The 16573-nt window shown below is 66.3% G+C and carries 16 protein-coding genes; 5 read left to right on the forward strand and 11 right to left on the reverse strand.

What is annotated here, in order from left to right; genetic code table 11:
- Positions 1-20 precede the first annotated feature (20 nt).
- From BW971_RS00005 to BW971_RS00030, 6 genes are all read right to left on the reverse strand, one after another.
- A complete protein-coding gene (locus BW971_RS00005) occupies positions 21-1526 on the reverse strand; it encodes a fatty acid desaturase family protein (protein WP_083709120.1) in 1506 nt (501 codons plus the stop codon).
- Positions 1527-1573: 47 nt separating this feature from the next.
- Positions 1574-2671: a ferredoxin reductase gene (locus BW971_RS00010; protein WP_076475448.1), complete on the reverse strand. Its 1098-nt coding sequence runs from the start codon at positions 2669-2671 to the stop codon at positions 1574-1576.
- Positions 2672-3051: 380 nt separating this feature from the next.
- Positions 3052-4086, reverse strand: coding sequence for a sigma-70 family RNA polymerase sigma factor (locus BW971_RS00015; RefSeq protein ID WP_076475449.1), 1035 nt, complete (start codon positions 4084-4086; stop codon positions 3052-3054).
- Positions 4087-4285: 199 nt separating this feature from the next.
- Positions 4286-5512 carry an SfnB family sulfur acquisition oxidoreductase gene (locus tag BW971_RS00020; RefSeq protein WP_076475451.1) on the reverse strand — a complete coding sequence of 409 codons (1227 nt, stop codon included), beginning with the start codon at positions 5510-5512 and terminating at the stop codon, positions 4286-4288.
- Positions 5509-6621, reverse strand: a complete 1113-nt coding sequence (sfnG, locus tag BW971_RS00025) for a dimethylsulfone monooxygenase SfnG (RefSeq protein ID WP_076475453.1) — start codon at positions 6619-6621, stop codon at positions 5509-5511. Before sfnG ends, BW971_RS00020 begins: the two co-directional genes overlap by 4 nt.
- A 28-nt stretch (positions 6622-6649) precedes the next feature.
- On the reverse strand, positions 6650-7828 hold the full coding sequence (locus BW971_RS00030) for an LLM class flavin-dependent oxidoreductase (RefSeq protein WP_076475455.1): 1179 nt from the start codon (positions 7826-7828) through the stop codon (positions 6650-6652).
- A 419-nt stretch (positions 7829-8247) separates the two neighbouring features.
- On the opposite strand from BW971_RS00030, the gene BW971_RS00035 reads away from it, so the two are divergent.
- Positions 8248-9552: an ROK family transcriptional regulator gene (locus BW971_RS00035; RefSeq protein WP_143690132.1), complete on the forward strand. Its 1305-nt coding sequence runs from the start codon at positions 8248-8250 to the stop codon at positions 9550-9552.
- A gap of 7 nt (positions 9553-9559) precedes the next feature.
- Here BW971_RS00035 and BW971_RS21415 read toward each other — a convergent pair whose 3' ends face one another.
- The 3 genes from BW971_RS21415 to BW971_RS00045 all read right to left on the reverse strand — a co-directional run bounded on the left by BW971_RS21415 (position 9560) and on the right by BW971_RS00045 (position 11715).
- Positions 9560-9727: a hypothetical protein gene (locus BW971_RS21415; protein WP_159441804.1), complete on the reverse strand. Its 168-nt coding sequence runs from the start codon at positions 9725-9727 to the stop codon at positions 9560-9562.
- Positions 9728-9856: 129 nt separating this feature from the next.
- Entirely contained in the window at positions 9857-10705 is an 849-nt protein-coding gene (locus tag BW971_RS00040) for an ABC transporter permease (RefSeq protein WP_076475458.1), read from the reverse strand.
- On the reverse strand, positions 10702-11715 hold the full coding sequence (locus tag BW971_RS00045; protein WP_076476193.1) for an ATP-binding cassette domain-containing protein: 1014 nt from the start codon (positions 11713-11715) through the stop codon (positions 10702-10704). The genes BW971_RS00040 and BW971_RS00045 overlap by 4 nt, the downstream gene beginning before the upstream one ends.
- Positions 11716-11960: 245 nt before the next feature.
- On the opposite strand from BW971_RS00045, the gene BW971_RS00050 reads away from it, so the two are divergent.
- From BW971_RS00050 to BW971_RS00065, 4 genes are read left to right on the forward strand one after another with little or no spacing between them, the layout of a single operon-like run.
- The gene (locus tag BW971_RS00050) at positions 11961-12383 is read left to right on the forward strand and encodes a TOBE domain-containing protein (RefSeq protein WP_076475460.1); all 423 of its coding nucleotides are present in this window, start codon (positions 11961-11963) and stop codon (positions 12381-12383) included.
- Entirely contained in the window at positions 12383-13189 is an 807-nt protein-coding gene (gene modA / locus BW971_RS00055; protein WP_076475462.1) for a molybdate ABC transporter substrate-binding protein, read from the forward strand. Before BW971_RS00050 ends, modA begins: the two co-directional genes overlap by 1 nt.
- Positions 13190-13205: 16 nt before the next feature.
- The gene (locus tag BW971_RS00060) at positions 13206-14021 is read left to right on the forward strand and encodes an ABC transporter permease (protein ID WP_076476195.1); all 816 of its coding nucleotides are present in this window, start codon (positions 13206-13208) and stop codon (positions 14019-14021) included.
- Complete coding sequence (locus BW971_RS00065) at positions 14018-15112, forward strand: sulfate/molybdate ABC transporter ATP-binding protein (RefSeq protein ID WP_076475463.1); 1095 nt, start codon at positions 14018-14020, stop codon at positions 15110-15112. Before BW971_RS00060 ends, BW971_RS00065 begins: the two co-directional genes overlap by 4 nt.
- On the opposite strand, the gene BW971_RS00070 is transcribed toward BW971_RS00065, so the two are convergent.
- Positions 15054-15599: a GNAT family N-acetyltransferase gene (locus BW971_RS00070; protein WP_076475465.1), complete on the reverse strand. Its 546-nt coding sequence runs from the start codon at positions 15597-15599 to the stop codon at positions 15054-15056. The two genes, BW971_RS00065 and BW971_RS00070, sit on opposite strands and share 59 nt — an antisense overlap.
- Positions 15596-16567 carry a transporter substrate-binding domain-containing protein gene (locus BW971_RS00075; RefSeq protein WP_234974116.1) on the reverse strand — a complete coding sequence of 324 codons (972 nt, stop codon included), beginning with the start codon at positions 16565-16567 and terminating at the stop codon, positions 15596-15598. The genes BW971_RS00070 and BW971_RS00075 overlap by 4 nt, the downstream gene beginning before the upstream one ends.
- Positions 16568-16573 lie beyond the last annotated feature (6 nt).

Below are 16573 nucleotides of genomic sequence, written 5' to 3' on the forward strand. Positions count from 1 at the left end.
CCCCACCTTGTGGTGGTGGTTTAGGTGCGGGGTGGGGGTGTGACGTGGGTGGCGTTGTTGGTGTTGGGGTGTTCGGGTCCGGTGGTGGGGTGGTTGGTGTCGGGGTTGGGGTGGGGGATGCGGTTGCGGGAGTGGGTGGCTTCGCTGGGTCGGGTGGGGGTGGGTGCGGAGTGGGGTGGTCGGTGGTAGGGGCCGGGTTTGGGTCGGGGGTGTCCGCCGGGTAGGGCCAGGCGCAGGATGGTGCGTTGGACTTGTGCCCATTGGCGGTGGAAGGGTCCGGTGTTGTAGGGCAGTCCGTAGCGTTGGCAGATGTCTTTGACCCGGGGTGCGACCTGGGCGTAGCGGGTGGAGGGCATGTCGGGGTAGAGGTGGTGTTCGACTTGGTAGCCGAGGTTGCCGGAGATGATGTGGAACAGGGGGGAGCCCTCGATGTTCGCGGCGCCGATCAGTTGCCGGGCGTACCAGCCGCCGCGGGTCTCGTCTGCGGTCTCGTCCTGGGAGAAGGTGTAGGCCTGGTCGGGGAAATGGCCGCAGAAGATGATCGCGTTCGACCACACGTTGCGGATCAGGTTGGCCACGAAATCGGCGCCCGCGGTCCGCAGGAAGGTGTCCTCGGCGCCGGGTAACACCCGGTCGGCGGCCGCGGCGAGCAGGGTGACCGGGCCCAGGTGGGTTCGACGGTTGACGGTACGCAGCAGCCGCCCGGTCCGGGAGGTGGCGGGTTGATCGAGACGCCCACCGGTCAGGGTGTGGGTGGCGAGGAACGCTGCCGCCGACACGGCGGGCCAGCCGAGGTAGTCCTTGACGATCTGGCGTCGGGCTTTGCCGGCGATGCCTTTCAGGTCGTGGATGATCTCGGCGGCGGGTTTGTCGCCGCGGCGGATCGCTTCGATGTCCAGGTCGTGTACGGCCACGCCCCACTCGAAAAACGCCATCAACACCACGTTGTAGAACGGTTGCAGCAGATACACCGGTGACCAGGGTTGGTGGGGGTCGATCCGCATGATCTCGTAGCCGAGGTCTTTGTCTTTACCGCGGATGTTGGTGTAGGTGTGGTGCACATAGTTGTGGGAATGTTTCCACGCTTCCGCGGTGGAGGCGGTGTCCCAGTCCCACACCGAGGAATGGATGTCGGGGTCGTTCATCCAGTCCCACTGACCGTGCATCACGTTGTGCCCGATCTCCATGTTCTCCAGGATCTTCGCCATCCCCAGACACGCGGTGCCCACCACCCACGCCGGGGTGGACCGCGAGTTGAGCAACACCACCCGACCCAACACCGCCAACTGTCGTTGCGCGGCGATCACCGACTTGATGTACCGCCGATCACCATCACCGAGGTCGGCGTACACATCGTCATGGATCGCGTCGAACTCCTTGCCCAACAACTCGATGTCCTCATCAGACAAATGCGCCAACGGATGCGGTTGCCCATCCGGGCCCACCCCGTACACCCGCGCCCCCGAACGATCACCATCCCCACCGTAGGAAGTCGTGTCGGTGCGGTCAGTGGCATGTGTGGTCATGATGTGTTCTCCCAAATAATTGTTGTACTACAGGCCCCGGGCAGGGGTCACAGTTTGACGGTGACCTCACCCTCAGCGGTATGCACACAGATCCGGATGGCCTGGCCCTGCGGCGAGGACACCTCCCCGGTCCGCAGATCCCGCACCTGCCCCGCATCCAGAACCCCGGTACACGTATGACAGATCCCGATCCGACACCCGAACTTCAACTCCAACCCCGCATCCTCCCCGGCCTGCAAGATCGGTTGCCCCGGCTCACACGTGGCCTCGGCCCCGGACTTGGCGAACCGCACCACCCCACCCTCACCCTCACCCGGATCCCCCCCGATCACCGGCTGGAACCGCTCCAGATGAATCCGCTCCGCGACATCGTGGGTGTCCCAGAACTCGACGAGATCGTCCAACAACTCCGACGGCCCCGAACACAACGCCTCCCGCTGCGACCAATCCGGACACCACGACTCGATATCGGCCACCGACATCCGCCCGTCATCACCACTGACCCGCACATGCAGATCAAACCCGTCATGACGATCCGCGAAATCATCCAACTCATCAGCGAACATCAACTGCTCACGCTCACGCACCGAATGGATCACCACCACATCAGCCATCCGATCCCGCCGATCCAACGCCCGCAACATACTCATGATCGGAGTGATCCCACTACCCGCACTGACGAACAACAACTTCGACGGCAACGGATCAGGCAACGTGAACACACCCTCGATCTCACCGAGCCGCACAATCTCACCCGGCCGCAACCGCTGCACCAAAAACGGTGACACCGTCCCATCCGGCACCAACTTCGGCGACACACTGATCAACCCATCACGCGGATCCGGATCCGACGTCAACGAATACGCCCGCCAATGAAACACCCCATCCACCACCACACCCAACCGCACATACTGCCCCGGCAAATGACCCGGCCACTCATACCCCGGCCGAATCCACACCGTCGCCGCCGACGACCCCTCCGACTCCACCTCCACCACCCGACCACGCAACTCCCGCGTCGTCCACAACGGATTGATCATCTCCACGTAATCATCCGGACGCAACGGATTGAACAACCCCGTCACCGCCCGCATAAACCCCCGCCGCACCGGCGACACCCGAGGAACCGCACCACGCTCAGCCATCGAAGCGCTCACTGCCATGCATTGGGTACACAGAACCTCACTCGACTCGGGATTTCGGCGCGGGGCTGCTCCGCGGCGACGGACAGGCGGCGACACAGCCACCACGTCCGTGTGACCGACATTACATCTCGATCATCGGGTGCGGGTTCGAGTGGACAACAGACGTGCAGGTGCACAGAGTTTTTCGGCTCGACCGCCACCAGATGAGGCGCCTTCGGGCCACCATCACCAGGGTCGACCGGGCCGGTGGTGACAGCTACTTCGCCCTGCCACCGGCGGATGGGCGGAATCGGTCAGCGAGACGGTCCCGACGAGCAGCCGATCACCGATTCGGGAGCGGGCGCCTCCTGCCCCAGGTCGAGCTCGACGGCGCCGGGCGCTCACTCGACGGGAGGAGGCGTCGGCGGCAGCCCGAAGCGGGCGAAGTCGTCGAGGATGTTCTCGCTGAAGAAGGCGACGACGTGGCGCACCTTGCCGCTCGCCGGGTCGATGTCGAGCACCTGCAGTTGGAATGGGCGGTGCACCCCGTCCGCACCGATCATGTACAGCCCGAACGCGGGTTGGCCGTTGGCGATCGTCGGCAGCAGTATCTGGTCGCCCCGTTTCTCTGCTGGACAGTTGCCGCGGATGAGAGCGCCGATGGAGTCGGGACCCTGGTACCACCCGGTGAACGGGGGCATCTCCCAGATCGCCTTGTCGGTGAACATGGACACGATCGCGTCCACGTCGTATTCGTAGAACGCGTTGACGTATCGCTGCAGCATCTCGCGCTGGGTCGCCTCGTCGGGTTCGACCACCGCCTCCTGATCGACGTCGGCTCGCTTCAGCTGTTCGCGGGCGCGCTGCAGCAGGCTGTTGATGGTCGGCACCGAGAGGCCCAGGGTGTCGGCGACCTCGGCGGCCCGCCACTGCAGCACATCCCGCAGTACCAGGACCGCGCGCTGACGCTCGGGCAGATGCTGCAACGCGGCGATGAAGGCCAATCGGATCGACTCCCGCGAACCGACCACGGTGGCCGGGTCGGCGTTGTCGGCGGGTGCGATCTCGTCACCCCCGGCGTAGGGCTCGAGCCAGGGGACCTCGTGATCCTCGAGCAGCGGTGCGGTGGGGTCGTACGCGTCACCACCGAGGCCCGAGGGAAGCGGTCGTCGCTGGCTGGACTGCAGGGCGGTGAGGCAGGTGTTGGTGGCGATCTTGTACAACCACGTCCGCATCGACGCGCGTCCGTCGAACCTCGCGTAGCCACGCCAGGCACGGATGAACGTCTCCTGGGCGAGATCCTCGGCGTCGTGGAACGACCCCATCATCCGATAGCAGTGCGCCTGGATCTCGCGTCGGAACGGCTCGACGATCGCGAAGAACTCCGCGTCGTTCACATCGCGTGGTTCAGATCTGTGGTCGGTCTGCACCGTCATGGCTCAGAGAGTACGCCCGACTCGCCGCATTCGGAGGCGGTCAATCAGTCCCACACCCCTGCAACTGGTCCGGCAGTCCTAGCCCATGGTCCGGTTGACGAAAACTGCGGGAAACCGGACTTCCCGCAGTTTTCGTGGGAGCCCGGCGCCGGGGACAGACACCCCAAGACCCCGGATGCCATCGGCCGTGATCGCCCTGTCAGATGACCCCGTGTCGTGGTGGATCCTCGTCCCGCAACACGCTGCGCCCGATGTGTTGGTATTTCCAGCGCACCGGATCGTGCAACGTATGGGTACGTGCATTTCGCCAGAAATGGTTCAGGCCCAGATCAGCTCCGGCGCTGCGGGTGCCACTGACCTCGAACAGTGCCGAGGAGACCTCGTTGGCCGATCGATCGGCGACGACCTTTGCCACGGCGACGGCCAGCGACGCGTCGGCGGCGGAACCGGTGCCCTCCAGGGTGGCGTCGACGGCGCGACCCGCGGCGGCCAGGGTGGCCTCGGCCGTGCCGACCGACACCGCCAACTCACCGAAGCGCTGGACCAGCAGCGGGTCGTCGACGGCCCGATCGACCTCCGCCTCGAACCAGGGCCGGGACCTGGTTCGCACGAACTCGACCGCGGCGGTGAGCGCGCCACGGGCGATGCCGGCGTCGATGGCCACGTGCAGGAGTTGTGCGAACGCGCCGTACCCCGCCGGAGCGGACACTGCGGGAGCTCGTGACACCAGGTCTTCGTGTCGCACATCCACGCCGTCGAAACGGATGGTGCCGCTGCCGGTGGTGCGTTGACCCATCCCGGTCCAGTCGTCGACGATCTCCACTCCCGCCGAGTCGGCGGGGATGAAGGCGATGTACTCGCCGATGTCGAGGTCACCGGCAGGCTCGTCCAACCGTGCCAACACCGCGAGGGTGTCGGCGAACAGTGAACCGGTGCAGTAGAACTTCTCGCCGTCCAGATGGAAGCCGTTGCTGTGCTGGGTGATACGAGTCGCGATGTCGGCGACGGTCTTGCCTCCGCGTTCCGACTGTGCGTTGGCGATCCGGCCACCGGAGAGCACCTGTGTGAAGAAGCGTTGCTGCTGCTCGCGATCTGCGGCCAACCGCAGCAGGTTCACGTATACGAAGTGACTGTGCGGAATCTGCGCGATGTTGGGGTCGGCGGTGGCCAGGATCCGGAACACCTCGGCGACCACCGACGGTGGTAGGTCGGCGCCGCCGAACTCCACCGGGACGGTGATGGCCAACAACCCGCCGGCCGCCAGCTCGTCGGTCTCCGGGTACGGCAGCACCCGGTCGCGGTCGCGCTCGGCCGCTCCCCGGGCGAACGAGCCGGCGAGACGGGTCGCCGCGGTGATGGCCTCGTCCGCCGTGCGGATACGCGCGGCGGTACCGGGATCGACGACCGTCTCGACGGTATCGGTCACGACACGCTCGCCGACGTGCTGCTCGCCTCGAGTTCACGGACCAAGGGGAGCACCTTCGCGCCGAAGTACTCGATCTCCTCTTGGAAGTGCAGGAAGCCGCCGAGGATGAGGTCGACGCCCAGCTTCTTGTAGGCCACGATGCGCTCGGCGACCTGCTCGGGCGTCCCGATCAGTTGACTGCGGAACCCGTCGTTGTACTGCACCAGATCCTCGAACGAGGAATCGGCCCACATGCCCTTGCCGTCCGAGGTGGACTTGCCCGCCTGCTTGACCGAATCGCGGAAGCCCTCCACCGCTTCGGTGTTCGCCTTCTCGACGATCTCCCGCAAGGTGTCGCGGGCCTCACGCTCGGTGTCGCGGGCGATGATGAAAGCGTTCAGCCCGAAGCGGACCTCGCGGTCGTGGGCGCGGGCCACCGCGCGCAGGTCGTCGAGCTGCTCGGTCACCCCGTCGAAGTCCTTGCCGTTGGAGAAGTACCAGTCGGCATAGCGACCGCCGTTGCTCCGGGCAGCCGTCGAGTTACCGCCCTGGAACAGTTCGGGGTTCGGCCGCTGCGGGGTGTTCAACGGCTTCGGCTTCAGGGTGAAATCACGGATCCGGTAGAAGTCGCCGCCGAAGTCGACGTGATCCTCGGTCCAGATCTTCCGGAGTACCTCGAGGAACTCGGCGCTGCGACGGTAGCGTTCGTCGTGTTCGAGCCAGGGCTCGCCGAGCGCGCGGAACTCGCCGGAGAACCAACCGGAGACGACGTTCACCGCGAAGCGTCCGTTGGACAGGTGATCGGCGGTGGCACCGAATTTGGCCAGCACCGCCGGCTGCCAGAGCCCGGGGTGGACGGCGGCGATGACCTTCAACCGTTCGGTGGCAAGCAGCAGCGCGAGTGAGAACGACGTCGACTCGTGCTGGTACTCGGCTCCGTACGACGCCATGTAGCGGACCTGCGAGAGCGCGTAGTCGAAACCGTTCCGCTCGGCGGTCTGGGCCAATCGCTTGTTGTACTCGAAGTCCCAGCTGGTGCGCTGATCGATGGTGCTGGTCACCAGCCCGCCACTGACGTTGGGCACCCAGTAGGCGAACTGTACGTTGTCGGTGATCTTCTCTGTGCTCATCGTCGATCCTCTCGAGGCTGTGGGTCGGTCAGGAAGCGCTGGCGGACTTGAGATTCGGCAGAAAAGCGCCGCTGCTTGGTCCGGCGTCGGCGTGTAACGGCGTGGCCAGTCCGCGTCGGGCGAGCTCGGGACGGACTCCCTCGCCGAAGTGGTACGCCTCCTCGACGTGCGGATATCCGGACAGGATGAAGTGATCGAGGCCGAGTCCTGCGTACTCCTCGATGCGGTCGGCCACCTCGGAGTACGAACCGACCAGCGCGGTACCGGCTCCACCACGCACCAGGCCGACACCACTCCACAGATTGGGGTAGATCTCCAGGGTGCGTGCGTCCGCGCTGCCGGCGAATGCCGCGCCGCCACCGTGGAGTTCACGCATCCTCCGCTGGCCCTCGGACTCCGAACGGGCCAGGTTGGCCTGGGCGTTGGCCACAGTCTCGGGATCCAATGCGCCGAGCAATCGGTCGGCTTCGGCCCACGCCTGCTCGCTGGTCTCGCGGGCGATGACGTGCAATCGGATCCCGTAGTCCAGGGTGCGGTTCTCGGTCTCGGCGAGCCCACGAATCCAGTTCACCTTCTCGGCCACGGCCTCGGGTGGCTCACCCCAGGTCAGGTAGGTGTCGGCGAACCGGGAGGCAACCGTGCCCGCAGCGGGCGACGAGCCGCCGAAGAACACCGGCGGGAGTGGATCAGGCGTGCGCACCAGCGACGCCTCCTCCACCCGCAGATGTTTGCCGTGGTACGTCACCGGGTCGGACGCGGTCCACAGCTGGTGAACGATGTCGAGGAACTCTCCGCACCGCTCGTAGCGTCCTTCCTTGGACAGGAAGTCGCCGAATGCACGTTGTTCGCTGGATTCACCCCCGGTGACCACGTTGAGCAGCAGTCGTCCACCGGAGAGCCGTTGGAATGTCGCGGCCATCTGCGCGGCCAGGGTGGGACTGGTGAGCCCGGGTCGGAACGCGACCAGGAATTTCAGCGTGTCCGTGCTCTCGATGAGCATCGCGGTGGACAACCATGCGTCCTCACACCACAGGCCGGTGGGGGTCAACACCGCCTCGAATCCGTTCACCTCGGCCGCACCCGCCAGCTGCTTGAGGTAACGCAGATCGGCGGGTCGATCACCCGACATCGAACTGCCGTGGCCACCGGCCATCAGGTTGCGGGAGTCGCCGTAGGTGGGCAGGAACCAGTGGTAGTGCAATGACACTGCACGGGCCTTTCGTCGCCGGGACGGCCTCACGGGGCCGGTGGACAGGGGTCGTCCGCAAGTGTCATCGCGGGACCAAGTCCAACCCAGGGTTCGAATCGCGGTGAGCCGAAATCGTCGTCGGTGCCCACGATGGCGATACGCTCTGCCAGCAGCGGTATACGCGCACGTCGCGGCCGGTTGATCTCCCTCGCCCGGCGTTGCGGTCGGTGTGCGGCGTTGCTACGTTTGCCTCATGGCGGGTCAGATGTGCACACCACCGGAGGTCACCTATGTGACCACCGCGTTGGGATGCCGCCTGCCTTTCGCCCGTGTCCTGTGTTGCCGAATGCTCTGACCCGACCCAGACATTCGATTCTTTCGCCCGCGTACGGGTGGACCCGGCTCAACCATGCCGGAGCTCGAGCAACGAGGACTTCATGAGCACCACACTCGATCACCTCACGACGACATCACGGTCGGTTCCGCGCACGCGGCCACGACCTCGCACCGTCGGGGTCGGTTCGGTCGGTACCACTCGGCCGCTGACGAAGAGGACACCCACGATTCACATCGCGACGCCGCAGCTACATCTGTCGTCCCGGCCGTCTGCGGTGGTGCTGCGAACCGCACGACTCAACGGCCCGGTGTTTCGCGACACGGTGGCCGAACAGTCGGGGTTGAGCATTTCCACGGTCAACCGCCAGGTCAGCGCCCTGTTGAAGGCCGGACTGCTGCGGGAACGGGCTGACCTGGCCCCCGCAGGCGCGATCGGCAGGCCACGCCTGCCGTTCGAACTCAACGTTGCCGGGTTCCTGACCGTCGGCGTCCACATCGGCTACAAGGTCACCTCCATCACCACCCATGACCTGTTGCACCGGGTGGTCGGCGCGATCCAGATCGCCACCCCGGCGGGTGACAGCCCCGAACAGGTGTTGACCGCGATCGGCGTGTCGGCCCGCCGGTTCGCCGCGCGATGGCCGGGAAAGCGACTGCTGTGGACGGGTGTCGCCATCGGTGGTCGAGTACATCCCGACGGCTCGGTCGATCACCCCCGGTTGGGCTGGGAGAACGCCCCGGTGGGCAAGGTGTTGGCGGAGACCCTCGGACTGCCCGTGTCCGTGGCCTCGCATGTGGAGGCGATGGCCGCTGCGGAACTCGTGGTGAACCCCACATCGCCGCAGGTGGTGGAGGCGGGCAGCTTCCTGTACTTCTACGCCCGCGAGATGGTGGGCATCGCATTCACCGTCGGCGGCACCGTCTACACGCCGACCAGTGGTCCGCCGGTCATCGGTCATTTCCCGGTGGGCGCCACCCGACTACTCGATCCGCGTCACACCGGTCGGCTGGAGAACACCGTCAGCGACACCGGCATCGTGGAGGCGGCAGAGGCCGCGGGGATGTCGGTGGAATCAATCGAGGACGTGCACGAGGCCGCCCGGTTGGGTGACAACACGGCCCGTGAGATCCTCACCGAACGCGCGGAAGTGCTGGGCCGCACCGTCGGGTTGGTGGCCGATCTCTTCAATCCTGATCACGTGATCCTGGGTGGACAGGCCTTCACCGACTCGCCATCGACGCTGGCGACAGTGGCGAAGTCGGTGCGCGAGGTGTCGGCTACCCCGACCCGCGACATGCGCGTGTCGCGGTCCGGGGCGACCGTGCAGCAGCAGGCGGCCGGCGCGGTGTCGTTGGACGCGGTCTACAGCGATCCGCTGGAAGCACTGGCCCTCACCGGCGACTGAGCCACGCTCAGCTGCTCCAGTCCTCGCGATGGCTGGTGAAGCCGTACTCGTCGGTGCCCGCGTCGTCGTCGGAGACCTCGGTCAACTGCTCGACGCGGTCGGCCTCATCGTAGGGCTGATCCACCCCGTCGACCGAGTCGTTGCGAACCTGTCCGATGCGTGCGTCTGCGCTCATGTTCGTACTCCTCTCCTCGGTGGGCCACCGATGGTACACACTCCGCGCGGGGTCATCGAGCGACGAAAGAGTGCACGGCTGAGCGGCTTTGGCGGTCAACCGTCAGGTGCGGGTGTCCGACGCCCGTCCTCAGTCGGTGGTGCGGCGACGATAGGCGCGCAACGCGAACGGCGCGAACACCAGGGTGAGCAGCACGGACCACCCCGCGGTGAACAGCTCCGGATGGTGCAGGGGAAACTGCGCGCCCGCGGGGGCATCGGGGCCGTTACCCCAGAGCACCCGCATCGACTGCACCAGCGCCGAGATGGGATTCCACTCGGCGATCACGCGCAACCAGGTGGGCATGGGGCCGGTCGGGACGAAGGCATTGGACAGGAAGGTGACCGGGAAGAGCGTCGAGAACATCACACCGTTCACCGCCTCCACCGAGCGCATCAGCGAGCCGATCAGGATGCCGAACCAGATCATGCCGAAGCCGAACAGCAGGACGAGCACGAAGGCCAGTATCGCCTCACCCACGTTGGTGTGGATGCGCCAACCGATCGCCAGACCGGTCACCGCCATCACCACGATGCCGATGGACGAGTGCAGCAGGCTGGCGATACTCCGCCCGATGAGCACGGACGACCGCGAGATGGGCAGCGATCGGAAGCGGTCGATGATGCCCTTCTCGAGATCGGCGGTGATGCCGGTGGCGACCACGAACGCCGTGAAGGCGATGGTCTGTCCCATGATCCCGGGCAGCAGGAACTCCCGGTACGAGGCGCCGCCGGTGTTGGTGATGGACGCGCCGAACACGAAGGCGAAGAGCAGGACGAACATCACCGGCTGCACGGTCACGTCGGACAGCATCTCCGGTTGACGCTTGGTGTGGATGAGGTTACGGCGCACCATGATCAGTGACTGCTGCCAGAGATTGGTCTGCGCGATCGCCGGACGGTGCAGGTCGGCGGTGGCCCGCGCGGTGGTGGTGGTCATGCCGAGGCCTCCCTGGCCGTGATGTCGGAATCGGTGTCGTCGTCGGATCGGTCGTCCCCAGGACCGTCCTCGGCGGTGTGCCCGGTGAGGGACAGGAACACGTCGTCGAGACTCGGGCGGGACAGGCCGATGTCGTCGACCTCGATACCGCTGTCGGTGAACCAGCCGGCGACGCGGGTCATGTCCCGTAACCCGTCGGCGGGTGCACTGAGCCGTCGGGCGTCCGCGTCGACATGCACCTCCGCGCCGGTCTTGCGCAACAGTCCCTCGGCGGCGCGGAGGTCGTCGGGATGGGACACGGTGATGACGAGACTGGCCTTACCTGCCTGTTCCTTCAGCTGGTGCGGGGTGCCCTCGGCGATGGTGCGACCCTTGTCGATGACCACGATGTTGTCGGCGAGCTGGTCCGCCTCTTCGAGGTATTGCGTGGTCAGCAACAGGGTGGTGCCCTGTTTGACCAGATTGCGCAGCACATCCCAGAGTTCGTTGCGGCTGCGCGGGTCGAGACCTGTGGTCGGCTCGTCGAGGAACAACACCGGCGGGGCGGTCAACAGGCTCACCGCCAGGTCGATGCGGCGTCGCATACCGCCCGAGTACGACTTCACCGGTCGGTCGGCGGCGTCGGTGAGCGAGAACTGCTCGAGCAACTGGTCGCCGAGCTTCTTGAGGTCCCGCTTGCCGACGCCGTACAGTCCCCCGATCAATCGGATGTTCTCGCGGCCGGTGAGGAGCTCGTCGACGGTCGCGGCCTGGCCGGTCAGGCCCATGTTGCGCCGGACCAGCTCGGGGTGAGAGACCACGTCGTGACCGGCGACCCGGGCGGTACCGCTGGTGGGTAGCGACAACGTGGTCATCATCCGCACCGTGGTGGTCTTGCCCGCACCGTTGGGTCCGAGCAGACCCAGCACGGAACCGGCGGGCACGCTGAAGCTGACTCCGTCCACCGCGGTCTGCTCGCCGAAGTTCTTGACCAGGTCGATCGCCTCGAGCGCGGGGGACGAATCGTTCATGGTGGCGACCTTACGGTCCGCCACCGACACCGTGCGATGTGTTTTCCTGCCGATGGGCGGCTGGTCGTGCGACGACGGGGTCATCAGAACTCCAGTTCGGTGCGGGTGGTGGATCGGCGGTCGGGATCGCTTGCCACGGGTATGGACACGTCGGCGCGGTGAAACTCATCGGCCGGATCGCACCGACGCTCTCCGATCACCGTTGGTCGACCGCCGACGCTCAGCTGCGGCTAATATTCGCGGTTGTGTCCGATAATGCGGAGCCGACCCTGTTGCGGGTGAAGCGGGTGGCGGAGTTGGTGGGGGTCAGTGACGACACCGTCCGTCGGTGGATCGCGGCGGGGCAGGTGCCGACCGAGGTGGACGCCGCCGGACGCACGGTCCTCGCCGGTGCCGACGTGGTCGAGCTCGTGCGCGCCCGGGCGAAGGCACCGTTGGACGACGAGATCGGCGTCGAGCGATCGGCCAGGAACAACTTCGTCGGGCTGGTGGTCGAGGTGCGGTCGGATCCGGTGATGTCGCAGGTGGTGCTGCAGTGCGGTGCACACGAGGTGACGTCGCTGATGAGCACCGACGCCGTGCGAGAACTCGGGCTCGTGCCCGGGATGGTGGCAACGGCCGTGGTCAAGGCGACCACGGTGATGGTCGAGACCAAAAGGGACGGATGATGAGGAAACAGACTGTGCTGGCGCTGGCCGGTGTCGCAACCACCGCAACCGTGATGGTCGCGGGGTGTTCGTCGGACGACACGTCGGGTGGGGGTACGAGCGCATCTGGTTCAGCGGCGCGATCGTCGCGTGCGTCGTCGTCGACCACGCTGAACGTGTTCGCGGCCGCCTCCCTCAAGAACACCTTCACCACCATCGCGGGTGACTTCGAGAAGGCGCACCCCGGTGTCGACGTGAAACTCTCCTTCGACGGTTCGTCGACGCTGGTCAACCAGATCAAACAGGGCGCCCCGGCGGACGTGTTCGCCAGCGCGGACGAGAAGAACATGACCAAGCTCGGTGATCAGGGCGACGCCCCGAAGATCTTTGCCACCAACACCCTGGTGATCGTCACCGCACCCGGTAATCCCAAGGGCATCCGGTCGTTCGCCGATCTGAACAAACCCGGTGTCACCACGGTGTTGTGCCAGGTGGCCCAACCGTGCGGCAATGCGTCCGCCGAGGTGGAGAAGGACACCGGGATCGACGTCAAGCCGGTCAGCGAGGAGGCGTCGGTGACGGCCGTGTTGACCAAGGTCACGGCGGGCCAAGCCGACGCGGGCCTGGTGTACGTGACCGATGCCAAGGCCGCGGGGGCCAAGGTCGCCACGGTGAACGACCCGGCCTTCGCCAAGGTGGTGAACAAGTACCCGATCGCCACGGTCAAGGCGTCCAAGAGCGCGCCCGTCGCCAGCCAGTTCGAGCAGGCCGTTCTCGGCGACCAGGGTCAATCGGTGCTCAAGGCGGCGGGATTCGGCGCTCCGTGATCTCCTGATGGCGCGCATGGCACGATCGGGACACGCCAGATCCGGTGTGGGCCGGGTCCCGGCGTGGCTCTATGTCCCTGCCGCGGTCGGCGTGCTGCTGATCGTGTTGCCGCCCCTGGCGCTCATCGGCAAGACCCCGTGGGGTGAATTCTGGACGTCGGTGACGTCGGAGTCGTCGCTGCAGGCGCTGGAATTGTCCCTGCGGACCGCGGCCATGACCACCGCGCTGTGTGTGGTGCTCGGCGTGCCGATGGCGATGGTGTTCGCCCGGCACAACGGCTGGGTGGTGCGGGTGCTGCGGTCACTGGTGTTGCTGCCGTTGGTGTTACCGCCGGTGGTGGGTGGGTTGGCGCTGCTCTACACGTTCGGGCGGTTGGGGCTGGTCGGGAAACAGCTGTCCGCGTTCGGGATCGAGATAGGATTCACCACCACGGCGGTGGTGCTGGCTCAGACGTTCGTCGCGTTGCCGTTCCTGGTCATCAGTGTGGAAGGGGCATTACGGGTCAGCGGAACTCGCTACGAGCAGGTGGCGGCCACTCTGGGTGCCGGACCGAGTCGCACATTGTGGACGGTCACCGTTCCGTTGGCCGTCCCGGCATTGCTGGCCGGCCTCGTGCTCGCCTTCGCCAGAGCCATGGGCGAATTCGGCGCGACCATCACGTTCGCGGGCAACGCTCCGGGCGTGACGCAGACGGCGCCGCTGGCGATCTACGTCGCGCAGATCAACGATCCCCAGGAAGCCTTACCGCTGTCGTTGGTGTCGGTGGTCATCGCTCTGGTGGTGGTGGTCGCGGTGCATTCGCGACAGAGCTCCCGGAGTGCCGCGCTGTGACATCGTGGCTGCGCGCCTACGTCCGTTCCACCGTCCCGGTGCTGGATGTCGACCTGACCCTCGACCGGGGGCAGACCGTCGCGGTGCTGGGGCCCAACGGGGCGGGGAAGAGCACGCTGTTGGCGATGTTGGCCGGTCTGCTGCGACCGGACCCGGGCTCGTCCATCGTGGTGGGGGACCGAGTGCTGGTCGGTGACGGAGAATTCGTCGCGCCGCACCGACGTGGGGTCGCGCTGTTGGCGCAGGATGCGCGGTTGTTCCCGCATCTGACCGTACGGCGGAACGTGGGTTTCGCGCCTGCCGCACAGCATCTCTCGCGGCCGGTGATCCGCGAGCGGGTCGATCGTTGGTTGGAGCTGACCGGGGTTGCCGAGTTCGCCGAGCGAAAGCCCGCGCAGTTGTCGGGTGGCCAGGCGCAGCGGGTCGGGTTCGCACGCGCCCTGGCGGCCGAACCGCAGCTGTTGTTGCTCGACGAGCCGTTCAGTGCGCTCGACGTGGAGGTCGCGGCCCGGGTGCGGGGCCTGTTGCGACCGGTCCTCGCAGATCGAGATCGGACGACTGTTCTGGTCACCCATGACATCGTCGATGCCGTGATGCTCTGCGACAGAGTGGTGGTCATGGATGCCGGCCGGATCGTGGCCGCTGGACCGACCCGAGAGGTGCTCGCTTCCCCGGTGGATCACTTCACCGCACGACTCGCCGGCCTCAATCTGATCGTCGGCCGTTGGGACGGGGAGCGGGTCGAGGCCGCCGGTGTCGGCATCTCCGGAACGCCGGCCCCGCACGACGTGCCGGCGCGTGGAGGGGGCGCGACCGCCGTGTTCGCCCCTGCGGCGGTCGGTGTGTACGTCGAGCACCCGACCGCGGGCAGCCCGCGCAACGTGATCACGGCGTCGGTGACCGAGATCGTCCCGGCGGGAGACCGCGCCGTAGCCCACTGTCGCGCAGGCGATACGGAACTACGCGCCGAGATCACCTGGGCCGCGGTCGACGATCTGGGACTGGCGGCCGGGAACGAGGTGTTCCTGGTCGTCAAGGCGTCCGAGGTGCAGGTACATCCGACTGCCGGGGCGCGGCCACCAGATCCTTGACGAACGCGTGTGCGGTCCGGGCGATCGGATACGCGGCTGGGTCGAAGAGCGGGGTGTAACCGGCGGCGAGATACAGAGCCACCGCCTCGGGCTGGCGCCATCCGGTGGTCAGCCGGATCCGCAGGTACCCCAACTCGAGGATTCGCCGCTCCAACTCCACGAGAACCTGATGACCGAGTCCACGGCGACGACTGTGCGCCGCAGTCCAGATGCGTTTCAATTCGGCGGTCTGCCCGTCGACGCGTCGAAAGGCGCCCCCCGCAACCGGGACATCGTCGCGAAGTGCGATCACCAGTGCGCCGTGCGGTGGGGCGAACTCGGTGACCGGGTGGTCGACGAGTTCTCGGTGCATCTCGGCGACGCTCTTCTCGTAGCGGGTGCCGTACTCGTGCGCCAGCTCTGCGAGCAGCGGTCGGGCGAGTTCGTCGTGTTGCCCCACGGCGACGAAACGCAGTGCGGCGACCCCCGAGCCCGGGCCGGGCGTCATGACGTCTTCGGTAGACCGGGTGGGTTCAGCAGTGATGACGGCACCTTCTCGGCGTCCAGATTCCAACGCTTGAGGACCTTCTCGTAATCACCGGACGTGATGACCTTGTTCAGTGCGGCCTGCACCGGGCCGATGATCGGGTTGCCCTTCTTCGTGGTGGCGGCGATGAGACCGGTGAGTCCCTCACCGGCACCGGACACGTGTCCGACGATCTTGGTGGCGTTGGGTGTGCCCGCCACCTGGGCATCGTGGAAGGAGTTGATCGGGTTGGGCCCGAAATATCCGTCGATCTGTCCCGACGTCAGTGCCGACCAGACACCGGTGGTGTCCTGGTAGTACTTGATGGTGATGGTCGGCTTGCTCTCGGCTTTGAGCTTGTCGGCGTAACCCACGAGGATCTTCTCCTGGTTGGTGCCGGATCCCACCCCGACGGTCTTGCCGCTCAGATCGTGATAGTCGTGGAACGTCAGGGTCGAATCCTTTCCGACGATCAGCGAGAGTTCGTCGGTACGGTAGGACGCGAAGTCGTAGAGTTCCTTGCGGGCTTCGGTGACCGTGATGTTGGAGAAGCCCACGTCGCTACCGCCGCTGTCGATCCCGAGGAACAGGCCCTCCCAGGAGGATCGACGGAAATCGGGCTTGAGTCCCAGGACACCGGAGACCAGGGTCGCGATGTCCACCTCGTCACCGATCCACACGTTGTCGTCGTTGGTGGCGGGAAAGGTGAAGGGAGGATTTCCGGTTCCCGAGCCCTGCCCGATGATCAGGGTGCCGCGATCGCGGATCGCCTTGGGCACGGTGGCGGCGATGGCGTCGTCGCGGGCGGGGACGATCCGGTTCTGCTGCGCGGTGAGGTTGAGCTTCTCACCGGCTGCGTTGGTGACCTGGTGGGTGGTGTCGTCGTTGTCCGGCGTCGAGCACCCGGCCACGGTGATCATGGTGAGCACGGCCACCGTCACGGACACCACCCGGAT

Source organism: Williamsia sterculiae (genome assembly GCF_900156495.1).
Lineage (GTDB): Bacteria > Actinomycetota > Actinomycetes > Mycobacteriales > Mycobacteriaceae > Williamsia_B > Williamsia_B sterculiae.

What these genes read in the sequence shown, in the direction of transcription:
- BW971_RS00005 (WP_083709120.1), bottom strand. Translation starts at nt 1,526, where the DNA reads ATGACCACACATGCCACTGACCGCACCGACACGACTTCCTACGGTGGG.
- BW971_RS00010 (WP_076475448.1), bottom strand. Translation starts at nt 2,671, where the DNA reads ATGGCTGAGCGTGGTGCGGTTCCTCGGGTGTCGCCGGTGCGGCGGGGG.
- BW971_RS00015 (WP_076475449.1), bottom strand. Translation starts at nt 4,086, where the DNA reads ATGACGGTGCAGACCGACCACAGATCTGAACCACGCGATGTGAACGAC.
- sfnG (WP_076475453.1), bottom strand. Translation starts at nt 6,621, where the DNA reads ATGAGCACAGAGAAGATCACCGACAACGTACAGTTCGCCTACTGGGTG.
- BW971_RS00035 (WP_143690132.1), top strand. Translation starts at nt 8,248, where the DNA reads ATGAGCACCACACTCGATCACCTCACGACGACATCACGGTCGGTTCCG.
- BW971_RS21415 (WP_159441804.1), bottom strand. Translation starts at nt 9,727, where the DNA reads ATGAGCGCAGACGCACGCATCGGACAGGTTCGCAACGACTCGGTCGAC.
- BW971_RS00040 (WP_076475458.1), bottom strand. Translation starts at nt 10,705, where the DNA reads ATGACCACCACCACCGCGCGGGCCACCGCCGACCTGCACCGTCCGGCG.
- BW971_RS00045 (WP_076476193.1), bottom strand. Translation starts at nt 11,715, where the DNA reads ATGAACGATTCGTCCCCCGCGCTCGAGGCGATCGACCTGGTCAAGAAC.
- modA (WP_076475462.1), top strand. Translation starts at nt 12,383, where the DNA reads ATGAGGAAACAGACTGTGCTGGCGCTGGCCGGTGTCGCAACCACCGCA.
- BW971_RS00060 (WP_076476195.1), top strand. Translation starts at nt 13,206, where the DNA reads ATGGCACGATCGGGACACGCCAGATCCGGTGTGGGCCGGGTCCCGGCG.
- BW971_RS00070 (WP_076475465.1), bottom strand. Translation starts at nt 15,599, where the DNA reads ATGACGCCCGGCCCGGGCTCGGGGGTCGCCGCACTGCGTTTCGTCGCC.